The sequence below is a fragment of the Pseudomonas guariconensis genome (assembly GCF_900102675.1).
Lineage (GTDB): Bacteria > Pseudomonadota > Gammaproteobacteria > Pseudomonadales > Pseudomonadaceae > Aquipseudomonas > Aquipseudomonas guariconensis.
Genome location: NZ_FMYX01000008.1, coordinates 44314 through 60895, shown reverse-complemented (window position 1 = coordinate 60895; position 16582 = coordinate 44314). Strand labels below are relative to the sequence as shown.

General features: G+C 63.1%; 10 protein-coding genes. 6 read left to right on the top strand and 4 right to left on the bottom strand.

Annotation, left to right across the window (positions count from 1 at the left end):
- Window positions 1–13 precede the first annotated feature (13 nt).
- From BLS27_RS14620 to BLS27_RS14610, 3 genes are all read left to right on the top strand, one after another.
- Window positions 14–826, top strand: coding sequence for an alpha/beta fold hydrolase (locus BLS27_RS14620; RefSeq protein WP_090345373.1), 813 nt, complete (start codon window positions 14–16; stop codon window positions 824–826).
- Entirely contained in the window at window positions 820–1377 is a 558-nt protein-coding gene (locus BLS27_RS14615) for a peptidylprolyl isomerase (protein WP_070571455.1), read from the top strand. Before BLS27_RS14620 ends, BLS27_RS14615 begins: the two co-directional genes overlap by 7 nt.
- A 62-nt stretch (window positions 1378–1439) precedes the next feature.
- The gene (locus BLS27_RS14610; RefSeq protein ID WP_043209332.1) at window positions 1440–3272 is read left to right on the top strand and encodes an ABC transporter ATP-binding protein; all 1833 of its coding nucleotides are present in this window, start codon (window positions 1440–1442) and stop codon (window positions 3270–3272) included.
- 59 nt (window positions 3273–3331) lie between these two features.
- Here the strand turns inward: BLS27_RS14610 and BLS27_RS14605 are convergent, their stop codons facing one another.
- The gene (locus BLS27_RS14605; protein WP_090345529.1) at window positions 3332–4459 is read right to left on the bottom strand and encodes a GNAT family N-acetyltransferase; all 1128 of its coding nucleotides are present in this window, start codon (window positions 4457–4459) and stop codon (window positions 3332–3334) included.
- A 253-nt stretch (window positions 4460–4712) separates the two neighbouring features.
- Here BLS27_RS14605 and BLS27_RS14600 point away from each other — a divergent pair, with 253 nt between their 5' ends.
- A complete protein-coding gene (locus BLS27_RS14600; protein ID WP_043209330.1) occupies window positions 4713–5957 on the top strand; it encodes a putative porin in 1245 nt (414 codons plus the stop codon).
- Window positions 5958–6130: 173 nt separating this feature from the next.
- Here BLS27_RS14600 and BLS27_RS14595 read toward each other — a convergent pair whose 3' ends face one another.
- Both BLS27_RS14595 and hrpA read right to left on the bottom strand, forming a co-directional pair.
- Window positions 6131–7252 (bottom strand): beta-ketoacyl-ACP synthase III, encoded by a 1122-nt coding sequence (locus tag BLS27_RS14595; protein WP_043209328.1) that lies wholly within the window; start codon window positions 7250–7252, stop codon window positions 6131–6133.
- A gap of 207 nt (window positions 7253–7459) precedes the next feature.
- Window positions 7460–11365, bottom strand: coding sequence for an ATP-dependent RNA helicase HrpA (gene hrpA / locus BLS27_RS14590; protein ID WP_090345371.1), 3906 nt, complete (start codon window positions 11363–11365; stop codon window positions 7460–7462).
- A 519-nt stretch (window positions 11366–11884) separates the two neighbouring features.
- On the opposite strand from hrpA, the gene BLS27_RS14585 reads away from it, so the two are divergent.
- Window positions 11885–13249 carry a glutamine synthetase family protein gene (locus BLS27_RS14585; RefSeq protein ID WP_043209325.1) on the top strand — a complete coding sequence of 455 codons (1365 nt, stop codon included), beginning with the start codon at window positions 11885–11887 and terminating at the stop codon, window positions 13247–13249.
- A gap of 25 nt (window positions 13250–13274) precedes the next feature.
- Entirely contained in the window at window positions 13275–14582 is a 1308-nt protein-coding gene (locus BLS27_RS14580) for an NAD(P)/FAD-dependent oxidoreductase (RefSeq protein ID WP_043209323.1), read from the top strand.
- A gap of 78 nt (window positions 14583–14660) precedes the next feature.
- On the opposite strand, the gene fadD1 is transcribed toward BLS27_RS14580, so the two are convergent.
- Complete coding sequence (gene fadD1 / locus BLS27_RS14575) at window positions 14661–16358, bottom strand: long-chain-fatty-acid--CoA ligase FadD1 (RefSeq protein WP_043209321.1); 1698 nt, start codon at window positions 16356–16358, stop codon at window positions 14661–14663.
- Window positions 16359–16582 lie beyond the last annotated feature (224 nt).

Genomic DNA, 16582 nt, shown 5'->3' with positions numbered 1-16582 from the left:
GAGGACCGCGCCCATGGCCTATTTCGAACACGAAGGATGCACGCTGCATTACGAGGAATACGGCCAGGGCGAACCCCTGGTGCTGTTACACGGACTGGGCTCAAGCTGCCAGGATTGGGAGCTGCAGGTCCCGACGCTGAGCCGAAACTACCGGGTGATCCTCATGGACATCCGCGGCCATGGGCGCTCCGACAAACCCCGTGACGGCTACCAGATCGCGACCTTCAGCGCTGACCTGCTGGCGCTGCTGGAGCACCTGCACACCGGCCCCGTGCACTTCGTCGGCCTGTCGATGGGGGGCATGGTGGGTTTCCAGTTCGCCGTCGACCACCCCGCCTGGCTGCGCAGTCTGTGCATCGTGAACAGCGCACCTGAGGTCAGGCGCAACTCCGTCGCCCACTGGATCTGGTGGATCAAGCGCTGGAGCCTGGCCCGCATCCTGAGCGTCGAGACCATCGGCAAGGGCCTGGCCGAACGCCTGTTTCCCAAGCCCGAACAAACCGAGCTGCGTCACAAGATGGCCCTACGCTGGGCACGCAACGACAAGCGCGCCTACCTCAAGAGCTTCGATGCCATTGTCGACTGGGGGGTGCAGGAACGCATCGGGCAGATCCACTGTCCCACCCTGGTGATCGCCGCCGACCATGATTACACCCCGATACAACTGAAGGAGCGCTATGTCGCCCTGATGCCCCAGGCAACACTGGCGGTCATCGAGGATTCGCGGCACGCTACGCCCCTGGACCAACCCGAGGTCTTCAACCAGACCCTGCTGTGTTTTCTCGCAGCCGCCTCCACTCCTCAAGGATCTTTGAGCCCATGCTGAAAAAACTTCTGCTCACCGCCTGTTCGGTCGCCTTCGCCACCAGCGTCATGGCCTCCGACAAGACCCCTCACGTCCTGCTCGACACCAGCTTCGGCCCGGTCGAAATCGAGCTCAATGCCGAGAAGGCGCCGATCAGCACGAAGAACTTCCTCGAGTACGTCGACAGCGGCTTCTACAACAACACCATCTTCCACCGCGTGATCCCGGGCTTCATGGCCCAGGGCGGCGGTTTCACCGACCGGATGGTGCAAAAGCCGACCCGCGACCCGATCCGCAACGAAGCCAGCAATGGCCTGGCCAACACCCGCGGTACCCTCGCCATGGCACGCACCTCGGACCCGAACTCGGCCACCAGCCAGTTCTTCATCAACGTGGCCGACAACGACTTCCTCAACCCAGGCCGCGACCGTGGCTATGCCGTGTTCGGCAAGGTGACCAAAGGCATGGAAGTGGTCGATCAGATCGTCAACTCACCCACCACCATCAAGCAAGGCATGCGTGACGTGCCGGCGGACCCTGTGTACATCAAGTCCGCCAAACGCATCGACTGACCGAAGGTCTCACAAGGACGTGAAACCGCCTCAGGGTCGGATGGAACAGGAGTGTGCCCATCATGCTGTACCGTCGTTTCGAACAATTGATCGACATCTTTCGCGAGGCACCGAGCGAAGCACCGCCTAGCCAGGTATGGCCGTTCTACCTCTATTACCTGCGCCAGGTCTGGCCCAGCTTCCTTGCACTGCTGGTCGTCGGGCTGGTGGCGGCCCTGATCGAAGTGGCCATGTTCAGTTACCTGAGCCGCATCATCGACCTGGCCCAGGCCACCCCAGGCAGCGAGTTCTTCAGCCTGCACAGCGGCGAGCTGATCTGGATGCTGGTGGTGGTCCTGGTGCTGCGCCCCGTGTTCTTCGGCCTGCACGACCTGCTGGTGCATCAGACCATCAGCCCCGGCATGACCAGCTTGATCCGCTGGCAGAACCACACCTATGTGCTCAAGCAGAGCCTGAATTTCTTCCAGAGCGACTTCGCCGGGCGTATCGCCCAGCGCATCATGCAGACCGGCAACTCCCTGCGCGACTCTGCCGTCCAGGCTGTCGATGCCCTGTGGCACGTGCTGATCTATGCAATCAGCTCGCTGGTGCTGTTTGCCGAGGCCGATTGGCGCCTGATGCTGCCGCTGCTGACCTGGATCGTCTGCTACATCGGCGCGCTCTATTACTTCGTTCCGCGGGTCAAGGAGCGCTCGGTGATTTCCTCCGATGCCCGCTCCAAGCTGATGGGGCGGATCGTCGACGGCTACACCAACATCGCCACGCTCAAACTGTTCGCCCATACCGACTACGAGCAACAGTATGCCCGCGAGGCGATCAGCGAACAGACCGAAAAAACCCAGCTGGCCGCACGGGTCGTCACCAGCATGGACGTCGTCATCACCGGCCTGAACGGGCTTCTGGTGGTGGGGACCACAGGCCTTGCCCTGTGGTTGTGGAGCCAGTCGTTGATCACCGTCGGTGCCATTGCCCTGGCCACAGGCCTGGTGATCCGCATCATCAACATGTCCGGCTGGATCATGTGGGTGGTCAACGGCATCTTCGAGAACATCGGCATGGTCCAGGACGGCCTGCAGACCATCGCCCAACCGGTCAGCGTCACCGACAAGCCCAATGCCCCTGCGCTGAAGGTCAGCCGTGGGGCCGTGCATTTCGATGACGTGAGCTTTCACTATGGCAAGGGCAGCAAAGTCATCGACGGGCTGAGCCTGGATATTCGTCCCGGCGAGAAGATCGGCCTGATCGGCCCGTCCGGAGCCGGCAAGTCGACCCTGGTCAACCTGCTGCTGCGCCTGTACGACGTACAGGGCGGGCGGATCACAATCGATGGCCAGGACATCGCCGAGGTCAACCAGGCCAGCCTGCGCGCGCAGATCGGCATGATCACCCAGGACACCTCTCTGCTGCACCGCTCGATCCGCGACAACCTGCTGTATGGCCGTCCGGATGCCAGCGAAGCGCAAGTCTGGGAAGCCGTGCGCCGGGCCCGGGCCGATGAGTTCATCCCACAACTCTCAGATGCCCAGGGGCGCACCGGCTTCGATGCCCATGTCGGCGAGCGTGGGGTCAAGCTTTCAGGCGGGCAGCGGCAACGGATCGCCATTGCCCGGGTACTGCTCAAGAACGCGCCCATTCTGATCATGGACGAAGCCACCTCGGCGCTGGATTCGGAGGTCGAGGCGGCGATCCAGGAAAGCCTGGAAACCCTGATGCAGGGCAAGACGGTGATCGCCATCGCCCACCGCCTGTCCACCATCGCCCGCATGGATCGGTTGGTGGTGCTGGACAAAGGGCACATCGTCGAGAGCGGCACCCATGCCGAGCTGTTGGCCCAGCATGGGCTTTATGCCCGGCTCTGGCATCACCAGACCGGAGGGTTCGTCGGGGTGGATTGATCGCCGCAACTGCGCCCGTTCGCGGGCTTACCCGCGAACAAAGGGCCAGGCGGCGGCTTTCAATCCTTGCGGTAAGGCAACATCCCCAGCGCCTCTTCGGCATAGGCCTTGACCCCTGCCCGCTCCTGCTCGAGAAAATCCTCGACCGCCCGACGCAACCCCGGATGCAACAGGTAATGCCAGGAGCGCGTCAGCACCGGCTCGAATCCGCGTATCAGCTTGTGCTCCCCTTGGGCCCCAGCATCGAACCGCTGTATCCCTTGGCTGATGGCAAAGTCCATACCCTGGTAAAAACAGGTCTCGAAATGCAGGCGGTCGAACTCGGCCAGGCAGCCCCAATACCGGCCGAATAGGCTGTCGCCACCGACCAGGCTCAAGGCCATGGCCACATCCCGCCCTTGCTGGCGCGCGATGACCACGCGCACTGCCTCGGGCATGCGCTCTGCCAGCAGGCTGAAGAAGTGGCGGGTCAGATAGGGCGTGCGGCGGCGCACCGCGTAGGTGTTGGCATAGCACAGGTAGACGAAGTCCCATTGCACCTGGCTCAACTCATCGCCACGGTACCAGTGGAAGTCGATCCCCTGCCCCGCCACTTGTTCACGCTCCTTGCGCATCTGCTTGCGCTTGCGTGAGCTGAGGGTGTCGAGGAAATCCTGGAAGTCCCGATAGCCACGATTGTGCCAATGAAACTGGCAGCCCAGGCGCTCCATCCAGCCCGGCACATCGGCGATCTGCTCATCCAGGGCATGGTCGGTGAAGTTGATGTGAGCGCCTGAGAGCCCTCCCTTGACCAGGTACTCAGGGATGGCCTGGAGCAACAGCAGGCCATCGGCGCAGTCTGCCGCCAGCAGGCGGGGGCCACTCACAGGGCTGAAGGGCACCGCGCCAAGCAGCTTGGGGTAGTAGGGAATGCGGGCTCGCTCGCAGGCATCGGCCCACCCCTGGTCGAACACGTATTCGCCGAACGAATGCCATTTGCGATACGCCGGCAGCACCGCGCGCACCTTTTCATCACGCTCCAGCACCAGGTGCTCGGTGGCCCAGCCTGTGGCAGGCGCGACGCTGCCGCTGTCTTCCAGAGCGCTTAGAAACGCATGGCGCAAGAACGGCTGGCCCTCGGGGACCAAGGCGTCCCAGGTCGCCGCCGGCAGATCGTGCAAATGAGCAAGGCTGTACAGGCTGGTCACGATTTCGACTCGCTGCAAAGAGATGGCCAGTATCCCGGATATGGGGCCCCGCACTCAAATGAAGGGGCGCTTGGATCCCACGCACTTAACCGCAGTGCCACCAAATAGACATCATTCTGTCATTCCCCCTCGCAATACTTGCGCCTGTTTTTCGGAACCCCAGCAACCTGTCTATTCAGGCCCTTTCCGAAGACATGCCAACTTGGGGGTGGGCGCCAAAGCCTCCCCACTTTTTTCCAACAGGGAGAACCTTATGCGTCTTGTTTCTACACTTACCGGAGTCAGCCTCACCGGCATGATGCTGGCACTGAGTGCTCCGGCCAGTGCTGCAGTCGACGCCAAGCTGCTCGAAATGCTCCGCGCCAACGGCTCGATCAACCAGGCGCAGTACAACGAACTGCAGGCCGATCTGGCCAAGGAAACCAAGGAAAAGGCAGAGCAGAAAGCCCAGTCCGAGCGCCTGAGCTCCTTCGAACAGAAAGTGGCCTGGGCCGCCAAGACCCAGATCAAAGGCGACGTGCGCCTGCGCTACGAAGACGTCAACGTCGACGACCCCAACCGCAAGAGCCCCAACCAGGACCGCGAGCGCGTCCGTGCCCGTGTCGGCTTCTACAGCGAGATCAACCCGCAGGTCGATGCCGGCGTGCGCGTGGCCACCGGCAGCAGCGCCGATGCCCGCTCCACCAACCAGAGCCTGGACAATTACTTCGAGAAGAAATCGTTGTGGGTCGACCTGGCCTACCTCGACTGGCACCCCACTGCCGTGCCGAACCTGCACTTGATCGGCGGTAAGATGATGCAGCCCTGGGTGAGCATGGGCGACATCATCTGGGACAGCGACATCAACCCAGAAGGCGTGGCCGTCACCTACAAGACCGACCTGGGCGCGGCCGAGCTGTTCGGCAGCGCCGGTCACTACAACCTCAAGGACAACGTCGACGGCGAAGGCGTACAGTTCAAGCACGACGCGCAGCTCTATCACGGCCAGTTGGGCGCCCGCTTCAATGCCGCCGACACCGTCAAGGTCACCGTGGGCACCAGCATCTACGGCTATGACAATGACAAGGACGCAGCCCCACTGCAGGCCTTTGGCAACACCACTAACGAGTTCAACCTGGTGGAAGGCTTCGGCCAGGTCGACTTCACCGGTTTCGCCATCCCGCTGTCCGCCTATGGCCAGTACGTGAAGAACACCGAAAGCACCGACGGCGAAGACAAGGCCTGGCTGGCCGGTCTGAAGACCAAGCTTGGCGCCTGGAGCCTGGATTACAACTACCGCGACGTGCAGCGTAACGCGGTGGTCAGTGCCTTCACCGACTCCGACTTCGGTGCCGGCTACACCGGTTCCCGTGGTCACAAGTTCAAGGTCGGTTACGAAATCGACAAGAACTTCTCGCTGGGCGCGGCCTACCTGATGGCCAAGACCGACCTGTCGCAACTGCCGAACAGCGATGCCGATGTCGACACCCTGCAGGTCGACCTGGAAGCCAAGTTCTAAGCGCGAGCTCCCCTGCGTTGCTCAGGCGGGAAGTGCCGACCCCATCCGGCGCTTCCCGCCTTTTTTATAGGCCATTGGCAGATAAACCCGCCCTCACCAATTGGGCGCTGCCCGTCGAGGGCGCCACTCTACCTGTGGAAGCGGGTTTACTCGCGAAAAGACCTGGGCAGGAGTCAGCGCTTGCGCAAGATCACACTACCGATCGAATAGCCTGCGCCAAACGAACTCAGCACACCCAGCGCACCTTTGGGCAGATCATCCTGATACAGGTGGAAGGCAATCACCGAACCTGCCGAGCTGGTATTGGCATAGCGATCCAGAATCACCGGCGCGTCTTCCTCGGCCACATCACGGCCGACCAGCTTCTTGACGATCAGGTGGTTCATGCTCAGGTTCGCCTGGTGCAGCCAGAAGCGCTTGACGTCGGTGGGCTGCAACCCGTTCTCGCCCAGGTGCTGGCCGATCAGTTCGGCGACCATCGGGCACACTTCGCGGAACACCTTGCGGCCTTCCTGGACGAACAGTTTGTCCGGCGCCCCGATGCCCTCCTCCGCCGCGCGGTTGAGGAAGCCGAAGTTGTTGCGGATGTTGTTGGAGAACTGGGTCAGCAGCTTGGTACTGACAATGTCGAACTGATGCTTGGAGGTGGCTTGGTCGGCACGTTCGATCAGCACTGCAGTCGCTGCGTCACCGAAGATGAAGTGGCTATCGCGGTCGCGGAAATTCAGGTGGCCGGTGCAGATCTCAGGGTTGACCATCAGCACCGCACGCGCCTGGCCCAGTTGCACGCTGTTGGCGGCGGTCTGGATGCCGAAGGTGGCCGAAGAGCAAGCCACGTTCATGTCGAAGGCAAAACCCTGGATGCCCAGTGCCTGCTGCACCTCGATGGAAATGGCCGGGTACGGGCGCTGCAGGTTGGAGCAGGCGACGATCACACCGTCGACATCGGCCGCTGTGCGTCCCGCGCGCTCCAGGGCCTGGCGAGCAGCGGCCACGGCCATCTCGCAGAGGATCGACGGTTCGTCGTTGGAGCGCTCCGGCAGGCGCGGCTTCATGCGCTGGGGATCGAGGATGCCCGCCTTGTCCATGACGAAGCGGCTCTTGATACCGGAAGCCTTCTCGATGAAGGCCGCATCGGACAGCGGCGCAGCTTCGATCTCGCCACGCTCGATGGCGGCCGCGTTGTCTTGATTGAACTGCTGGGCCCACGTGTTGAAGGATGCCACCAGTTCTTCGTTGGAAATGCTCTGGGCCGGGGTGTACAGGCCGGTGCCGCTGATCACGACGTTATGCACGGTCGTTCCTCTGGTCAAAGGCCACCACCACACGGCGCTGGCCGGAAAAGGGCAACATAATGGCACTTCAGTGCCAATTTGTAGGCAAGGGTTTGCCCCTCGGTCACGGAGCAAACCTGCACCCACAGAACCTGCGGGGGCGGGCGTGTCCCGCGATGGGTCGCACAGCGGCCCAAATTCCCACAAGTTTGCCACATTTCCCGGGCTTTAGGCTTCCACCTGCCCCCACTGTTTGCTCAAACGCTTGTCGGAAACCGGTACCTTGGTCCCCAACTGCTGGGCAAACAACGACACCCGGTATTCCTCCAGCCACCAGCGGTAGACCGTCAGTTGTTCGTCACGCTTGCCCTCCTGGGCATGCTTGTCGGCCCGGGCCTTGTACTGCGCCCACAGATTGGCCAGCTCGCCACTCCAGACACGGTCCTTCTGCACCTGGGCGCCAAGCTTCTCCAGACGAAGTTCCACCGCCTTGAGGTAACGCGGCAACTCCTTGAACCACGCAGCCGGTGTCTCGCGGACAAAGCCCGGATAGACCAGGTTGGCCAGCTGCTGCTTGATGTCGTTCAAGGCCACTGCCTGGCTCAGGTCGATCTTGCCCTTGAAGCGCTTCTGCAAACCGTGCCACAGCTTGAGCACCTCCAGGGTCTGGCGGGCCAAGCGTTCGGCGTGCTCGGCCCAGTTGCCACGCTTACGCTCGGCAAGGCCGGCCAGGGCAGCGCCATCTCGGGGCAGCGGCGCCTCGCCTTCAAGGATGCAGCTGTCCAGGCTGGCCAGCAGAATGTCCTCCACCAACGCCTCGACACGCCCCAACTCGCGATACAGCAAACCCAGTTCGGTCAGCCCCGGAAGCTTGCCCCGCAGGAACTTGGCAGGCTCGGCCAACTGTTGCAGCAACAGCCGTTGCAAGGCTCGGCGATGCTGGAACTCGGCTTCGGCCTGGGTCGAGAATCGCCCTTCACGCACGGTGCCGGCCTCTTCCACCAAGGCCGGGTAGACCGTCAACGACAGGCCAGCGATCTTCTGCTGCGCCGTCTGCGCCACTTCAGAGAACGCCTTGGCCTGCACCGGTTGCTCGGCCTTGTCGTTGCGCGGCATGGCCAATGCCGCCTGGCTCGCGGCGGCAAATCGTGCTGTCAGCTCGGCCAAGTCACGACCTTCGCCAAGGAACTTGCCTTGGCCATCGACCACTTCGATGTTCATGCGCAGGTGGCTTTCGACCAGCCCGGCAGCTTCCGTCCAGGCCTCGTCGGACACCCGAGCGCCCGTCATGCGCAACAGCTCCTGACCCAACGACTGAGGCAAGGCCCCCTGGCCAAATGTCATGCGCGCCAGGGCGGCCTTGACGAAGTCCGGCACCGGCACGAAGTTCTTGCGCAGGGCCTTGGGCAAGTTGCGCACCAAGGCCACGCATTTGGCCTCCAGCAGGCCTGGCACCAGCCACTCCAAGCGCTCGCCCGGCAGGTTCGGCAGCAGCGGTGCCGGCACCCGTATGGTGACGCCGTCTCGCGGATGACCCGGCTCGAAGTGGTAAGTCAGCGGCAGGCGCAGGTCGCCGACCTGAAGGCTGTCGGGATACTGCGCGGCCGTAACCTCGCTGGCCTCACGGGCCAGCACGTCCTCTTCGCGCATGATCAGCAGGTTCGGATCCTTCTGGCTGTTCATCCGGTACCAGCTGTCGAAGGTCGCAGTCTGGTGGATTTCTGCAGGCAAACGCGCCTCATAGAAGGCATAGAGCGTTTCTTCGTCGGCCAGGATGTCGCGCCGACGAGCCTTGGCTTCCAACTCGTCAAGCTGCTCGAGCAGGCGCTTGTTGGCGGTCAGGCACTTGGCCCGCGACTGGATCTCGCCGCCGACCAGGCCTTCGCGGATGAACAGCTCGCGCGAGGCCACCGGATCGATAGGCCCGAAATGCACAGGCCGGCGGCCGACCAGGATCAGCCCGTACAGGGTGATCTGTTCGTAGGCCACCACCTGGCCGCGCTTTTTCTCCCAGTGCGGCTCGAAATGGTTCTTCTTGACCAGATGCGTGGCCAGCGGCTCGATCCAGTCCGGTTCGATCTTGGCCACCATGCGCGCATAGAGCTTGGTGGTTTCCACAAGCTCGGCAGCCATCACCCATTGCGGACGCTTGCGGCCGATGCCCGAGGACGGGTGGATCCAGAAGCGCCGCTGGCGTGCGCCTTGATAGTCGCCCTCTTCAGTCTTGTGGCCGATCTGGCTGAGCAGGCCACTGAGAATGGCCTTGTGCATACGCGGGAAATCCGCAGGCTCTTTGTTGACCGACAATTGCAGGTCGCGGCAGATCAGCGCTAATTGGCGATGGGCGTCGCGCCACTCACGCAGGCGCAGGTAATTGAGAAAATGCTTGCGGCACCAGTTGCGCAGCGGGTTGGCGGTCAGCGCCTGGCGCTGTTCCTCGAACCCGCGCCACAGGTTGACCAAAGCCGCGAAGTCGGAGTCAGGATCTTTCCACAGGGCATGGGCCTGGTCGGCGGCCTGCTGGCGTTCCGGAGGACGCTCGCGCGGGTCCTGCACCGACAGGGCGCTGGCGACGATGAGCACCTCCTGCAGGCTGCCCTGGCGAGCGCCTTCGAGCAGCATGCGCCCCAATCGGGGGTCGATCGGCAGACGCGCCAGTTGGCGGCCCAAGGGTGTCAGCTGGTTCTCGCGGTTGACCGCCGAGAGCTCCTGCAACAGGTTGAAACCGTCGCTGATGGCTTTGCCATCCGGCGGCTCGATGAACGGAAACGCATCGATGGCGCCCAGGCGCAGGTGCAGCATCTGCAGGATCACCGCGGCCAGGTTGGTCCGCAGGATCTCTGGGTCAGTGAACGCGGGCCGTGCGTTGAAGTCCTCTTCGCTGTAAAGACGTACGCAGATGCCCGGTTCGACCCGACCGCAACGGCCCTTGCGCTGGTTGGCGCTGGCCTGGGATACCGCCTCGATCGGCAAACGCTGGACCTTGGCGCGGTAGCTGTAGCGGCTGATGCGCGCGGTGCCGCTGTCGATCACATAGCGGATGCCCGGCACGGTCAGCGAGGTTTCGGCAACGTTGGTGGCCAGCACCACCCGGCGCCCGGTATGGGGTTGGAAGATCTTCTGCTGCTCGGCCGGCGTCAGGCGCGCGTACAACGGCAGGATCTCGGTATGGCGCAATTGGGCCTTGCGCAGGATCTCGGCGGCATCGCGGATCTCACGCTCGCCCGGCAGGAACACCAGCACATCGCCGGGGCCCTTGCCCTCGCTGCGTTCGTGATGGGCCAGCTCATCGAGGGTAGCGAGGATCGCCTGGTCGACGGTCAGGTCGTCCTCGACCCGGTTGCCCTCTTCGTCCTGTTCGCTGGTCAGCGGGCGGTACCAGGTTTCCACCGGGAAGGTACGGCCGGACACCTCGATGATCGGCGCCCCGTCGAAATGCTTGGAGAACCGCTCCAGGTCGATGGTTGCCGAGGTGATGATCAGTTTCAGGTCCGGGCGACGGTGCAGGAGCGTCTTGAGGTAGCCGAGCAGGAAGTCGATGTTCAGGCTGCGCTCGTGGGCTTCGTCGACGATGATCGTGTCGTAGCGCTCGAGGAAGCGGTCATGCTGGGTTTCGGCCAGCAGGATACCGTCGGTCATCAGCTTGACCAGGGTGCCCGCATCGCTCTGGTCCTCGAAACGCACCTGATAGCCCACCAGAGCGCCCAGCGGTGTGCCGATCTCCTCGGCCACCCGTGCCGCGACGCTGCGCGCGGCGATCCGGCGGGGCTGGGTATGAGCGATCAGGCCATGCTGACCGCGGCCCATTTCCAGGCAGATCTTCGGCAACTGGGTGGTCTTGCCCGAACCGGTCTCGCCGGCAATCACCAGAACCTGATGCTCGGCCAGGGCCTTCTTGATCTCGTCGCGCTTGGCGGCGATCGGCAAGCTGTCGTCGTAGCGGATGCTCGGCACGCTGTTCTGGCGCGCGACAACCTGGGCACAGGACGCCTGGACCCGCTCCACCCATTGGGCAAGCTTGGCCTCGTCGGGGCGCTTGCGCAGCTCGTGCAGTTGCCGCCGTAGCCGATGGCGGTCGGCGATCATGGCGTGGTCGAGGTTCTTCAGCAGTTGATCGATGGCGTGGTCTGTCATGGGGCTTTTTGATGATGCAGGTGAGCCTGCTTTTTCATGATCGTCATTCGGAAAGTCGGGCGATTGTCGCAGATTTGCCGGTTCTCTGCTGCCTATGTGGGACTCTTCGCGGGTAAAGCCGCTCCCAGCAATTGCACAGAACTTGGAGGCTGCCCGGTCCTGTAGGAGCGGGCTTACCCGCGAAGACGCCAGCACGAATGTTTAGCCAATCACGGAATGAAGGTTGCCATTCACTGCTTTAATCAACCTTATGCCCCGTGTGAGTATCCACCGATGACCTGCCGACCGAGCAATGCGCGCCCCACCCTTCCCAAGGCCCGGGCCCGCGCCGGCGAAAACCCGCTGGTACATGTCATCCTCGCCTTCTGGGCCCTGTGGCACTGCCGCCACGCTCGCCCACCGGATACTTCGTTCGCGTCTCACTGATCCAGCCTCGGCCATCCCTGGCCGACATCAATCAGCCCGACTCGCCGCCCACCTGCGGCCGGTCCTGTGCGCCTGCGGGCGCGAGCGAACATCATGCATTTTGCCAACCCCGAGCAAGCCCGTCGCTTTCTGGCCGACAACCCCGATATCGAACTGTTCGAGCTGTTCATCCTCGATGCCAACGGCGTGCCCCGCGGCAAGCTGCTGCACCGGGACGAACTGCTGGCCGTCTATGAAAGCGGCCGCCCGCTGCCCAGCACCATTCTGGGCCTGACCTTGAATGGCGACGATGTGGAAAACTCCGGCCTGGTCTGGGATGTCGGCGACATCGACTGCCGCGCCTACCCTCTGGAAGGCAGCCTGGTGCGCCTGCCCTGGCGGCGCGTGCCGACGGCTGCCGTGCAGGTCAGCATGCACCCCAGCCAAGGGCTGCCCGCCAGCGTCGCCGACCCGCGCCACGTGCTGATTCGCACGCTCGATGCGCTCAAGGCCGACGGCTATTACCCGGTGATGGCCTGCGAACTGGAGTTCTACCTGCTCGACCAGCAGCGCGACGCCCAGGGGCGTCCGCAACCGGCGCTGGACAATGACGGTGGTCGCCCCCGCACCACCCAGGTCTATGGCCTGCGCGAGCTGGAGCAGATCGAGCCGTTTCTCGCCGACCTGTACGCCGCCTGCAAAGCCCAGGGCATCCCGGCGCGCACCGCCATCTCCGAATATGCGCCCGGCCAGGTGGAAATCACCCTGGAACACGGCGATGCACTGCAGGCCATGGACCAGGCCGTGCGTTACAAACGCCTGGTCAAGGGCATCGCCCATGCCCACGGCATGCAGGCCTGCTTCATGGCCAAACCTTTCGCCCACCTGGCCGGCACCGGCATGCACATGCACCTGAGCCTGGCCGACGCCGAGGGCCGCAACCTGTTCGCCAGCGATGATCCCGCCGGCACCCCGCTGCTGCGTCAGGCCGTGGGCGGGATGTTGCGCCACCTGCGCGAGTCGCTGTTGCTGTTCTGCCCCAACGCCAACTCCTACCGGCGCTTCCAGGCCAACAGCTATGCGCCGCTGGCGCCCACCTGGGGGGTGGACAACCGCACCGTGAGCCTGCGCGTGCCGGGCGGGCCTGCCAACAGCCGGCATGTAGAGCACCGCATCTGCGGCGCCGACGCCAACCCTTACCTGGCTGCCGCCGCGATCCTCGCCGCGACTCATCAAGGCGTACGCGAACAACTCGACCCGGGTGCCCCGATCGAGGGCAACGGTTACGCCCAGGCCACCGAACACCTGCCCACCGAATGGCTGACCGCCCTCGAGGCGCTGGAGCATTCGAGCTGGGCCCGGGAAGCACTCGGCGAAGCCTTCCTCGGCGTCTATCTGAAGGTCAAGCGCGCCGAGTATCGCCAGTTCATGGCCGAAGTCGGCGAACAGGACTGGCGCTGGTACCTGCACCAGGCCTGAGCCCCATTCACAGTAAGGAACGAACATGAACTCAGCAGTGAACAACGGGCCGGCCCAACGGGCGCCGTCCTACTACACCGCCACGCTCAACGACCCGACCCAATACCCCACCCTGACGGGCACCGAGCAGGTCGACGTGGCCATCATCGGCGGCGGTTTCACGGGCGTCGCCACCGCCGTGGAACTGGCCGAACGCGGCCTGAAGGTGGCCATTGTCGAAACCAACCGCATCGGCTGGGGCGCTAGCGGACGCAACGGCGGTCAGGTCACCGGCAGCCTGTCGGGTGACGAGGCCATGCGCACGCAGATGCGCAAGCGCCTGGGTGAAGACGTGGACGATTTCATCTGGCACCTGCGCTGGCGGGGCCACGAGATCATCGAGCGGCGCGTGGAGCGCTACGGCATCGACTGCGATCTCAAGCGCGGACACCTGCACGCAGCGATGAAGCCTTCGCACATGGATGAACTGCAAGCGAGCTACGACGAAGCCCAGCGCCGTGGCATGGGCGACCTGGTGCACCTGCTCGATCGCAATGCCGTCAGCGAACATCTGCAAAGCCCGCTGTACCTGGGCGCCCTCAAGAACCGTCGCAACCTGCACCTGCACCCGCTCAACCTATGCTTGGGCGAAGCGCGCGCAGCCCATGGCCTGGGCGCACTGGTTTTCGAGAACTCCGAGGTGCTGGAGATCGTCCATGGGCCACGCCCGGCGGTGGTCACCGCCCGAGGCCGGATCGAGGCGCGCCAGGTGCTGCTGGCCGGCGATGTCTATCACAAGCTGGAAAAGCGCCAGCTCAAGGGCAAGATCTTCCCGGCCATGGGCGGCATCGTCACCACTGCGCCGCTCGGTGAGCTGGCCGACCAGATCAACCCCCAGGATCTGGCGGTATACGACTGCCGCTTCGTTCTCGACTACTACCGTCTCACGGCCGACAAGCGCCTGCTGTTCGGCGGTGGCGCCAACTATTCGGGCAAGGATTCGCGGGACATCGAAGCCGAGCTGCGCCCGTGCATCGAGCGCACCTTCCCAGCGCTCAAGGGTGTGCCGATCGAGTTCAAGTGGAGTTGTGCGATGGGTATCGTGGTCAACCGCATTCCGCAATTGGGCAAGCTGTCGGACAACGTCTGGTACTGCCAGGGTTACTCCGGGCACGGTATCGCCACCAGCCACATCATGGGCGAGATCATGGCCGAGGCGCTGACCGGGACGTTGGAGAAGTTCGACACCTTCGCGGCGTGCAAGCACATCAAGGTGCCGATGGGGGACTTGCTGGGCAATCCGCTGTTGGCGGCAGGTATGTGGTACTACCAGATGCTCGAGAAACTGCGCTGATCACTGAGGGCTGCGTGACAGCCCCAGGATCCGAACCTTGGTTGCGCAGGGCTGCAATGCAGCCCTGCATGAGCAACGTCAGGCGATCTTCTTCAGGCCCTGCTTCTTGAGCTCTTCATCACGCAGCTCACGGCGCAGGATCTTGCCGACGTTGGTGGTCGGCAGCGCATCGCGGAACTCGATGTGACGAGGGACCTTGTAGCCGGTGACGTTGGCGCGCATGTGCTCCATCACCTGCTCCTTGGTCAGGGTCATGCCCGGCTTGACCACGATGAACATCTTGATCACTTCGCCCGACTTTTCGTCCGGCACACCGATCGCCGCGCACTGCAGCACGCCCGGCAGACTGGCCAGTACGTCTTCGAGCTCGTTCGGATAGACGTTGAAACCGGAGACCAGGATCATGTCCTTCTTGCGATCGACGATGCGCATGTAGCCATCGGGCTGGATGACTGCGATATCGCCCGTCTTCAGCCAACCGTCCTGGTCGAGAATTTCAGCGGTGGCCTCTTCGCGCTGCCAGTAGCCCTTCATGACCTGCGGGCCCTTGACGCACAGCTCACCGACCTCGCCCAGGCCCAACTCGCGACCGCTGTCGTCGATCACCTTGCACAGGGTTGAAGGCACAGGAATGCCGATGGTCCCGACCTGGTTGGCCTCGGCCGGGTTGACCGCTGCGACCGGGCTGGTCTCGGTCATGCCGTAGCCTTCGCAAATTGCGCAGCCAGTGACGGTCTTCCAGCGCTCGGCCACGCTCAGTTGCAAGGCCATGCCACCGGAGAGAGTGATCTTCAGCGCCGAGAAGTCCAAGGCGCGGAAGGCGTCGTTATTGCACAGGGCAACGAACAGGGTATTGAGGCCGACGAAGCCGCTGAACTTCCATTTGCCCAGCTCCTTGACCATCGCCGACAGGTCACGGGGGTTGCTGATCAGCACATTGTGGTTGCCGATCAGCATCATGGCCATGCAATGGAAGGTAAAAGCATAGATGTGGTACAGCGGCAGCGGGGTGATGAGGATCTCGCAGCCTTCGTGCAGGTTCGCCCCCATCAGGGCGCGACATTGCAGCATGTTGGCCACCAGGTTGCGGTGGGTCAGCATGGCCCCCTTGGCAACCCCGGTGGTGCCGCCGGTATACTGCAGCACCGCGACGTCGTTCGGCTGTGGGTTGGCTTCGGTCACCGCGCCGCCCTTGCCCAGCGCCAAGGCATCGTTGAAGCGTACGGCGCCCGGCAGGTTGTAGGCCGGCACCATCTTCTTCACGTACTTGATTACGCTGTTGATCAGCAGGCGCTTGAGCGGTGGCAGCAAGTCGGCCACTTCAGTGACGATGACGTGCTTGACCTGGGTCTTCGGCACCACCTTCTCGGCCAGATGCGCCATGTTGGCCAGGCACACCAAGGCCTTGGCGCCGGAGTCGTTGAACTGGTGTTCCATCTCCCGCGCAGTGTAGAGCGGGTTGGTATTGACCACGATCAAACCTGCGCGCATGGCACCGAATACGGCCACGGGGTATTGCAGGACATTGGGCAGTTGTACGGCAATCCGATCACCCGGTTTGAGGTCGGTATGCTGTTGCAGCCAGGCGGCAAAGGCGCCCGACAGGGTGTACAGCTCACCATAGGTGAGGGTTTTGCCCAGGTTGCTAAAGGCCGGTTTGTCGGCAAAGCGTTGGCAGGATTGCTTGAGCACCGCCTGGATATTGGGGAACTCGTCAGGATTGATTTGCGCCGTTATCCCGGCTGGGTACTTATCCTTCCAAAAATTTTCGATCATGGAAGCCCGCTCCTTCAGCAACAGCGAATTCGTCACGCATTACGCGTTTATTATTGATATGGGATGACGGCTCATTGCAAACCGGATCATCTGGAAGCGCGCCGAGAGTAACAGCTTTGCCAGGGGTCGACTAGAGCCCAAATCGGCCCAATCGGTCACAAAAATGACTCAAAGAAATGTATCGGTCATTTTTAGAGTATTTATCCAAAACGTCGCAATTCAAG

Excerpts from the sequence above, each read along its gene's own strand:
- BLS27_RS14620 (WP_090345373.1), top strand. The coding sequence starts at position 14 with ATGGCCTATTTCGAACACGAAGGATGCACGCTGCATTACGAGGAATAC.
- BLS27_RS14615 (WP_070571455.1), top strand. The coding sequence starts at position 820 with ATGCTGAAAAAACTTCTGCTCACCGCCTGTTCGGTCGCCTTCGCCACC.
- BLS27_RS14610 (WP_043209332.1), top strand. The coding sequence starts at position 1,440 with ATGCTGTACCGTCGTTTCGAACAATTGATCGACATCTTTCGCGAGGCA.
- BLS27_RS14600 (WP_043209330.1), top strand. The coding sequence starts at position 4,713 with ATGCGTCTTGTTTCTACACTTACCGGAGTCAGCCTCACCGGCATGATG.
- hrpA (WP_090345371.1), bottom strand. The coding sequence starts at position 11,365 with ATGACAGACCACGCCATCGATCAACTGCTGAAGAACCTCGACCACGCC.
- BLS27_RS14585 (WP_043209325.1), top strand. The coding sequence starts at position 11,885 with ATGCATTTTGCCAACCCCGAGCAAGCCCGTCGCTTTCTGGCCGACAAC.
- BLS27_RS14580 (WP_043209323.1), top strand. The coding sequence starts at position 13,275 with ATGAACTCAGCAGTGAACAACGGGCCGGCCCAACGGGCGCCGTCCTAC.
- fadD1 (WP_043209321.1), bottom strand. The coding sequence starts at position 16,358 with ATGATCGAAAATTTTTGGAAGGATAAGTACCCAGCCGGGATAACGGCG.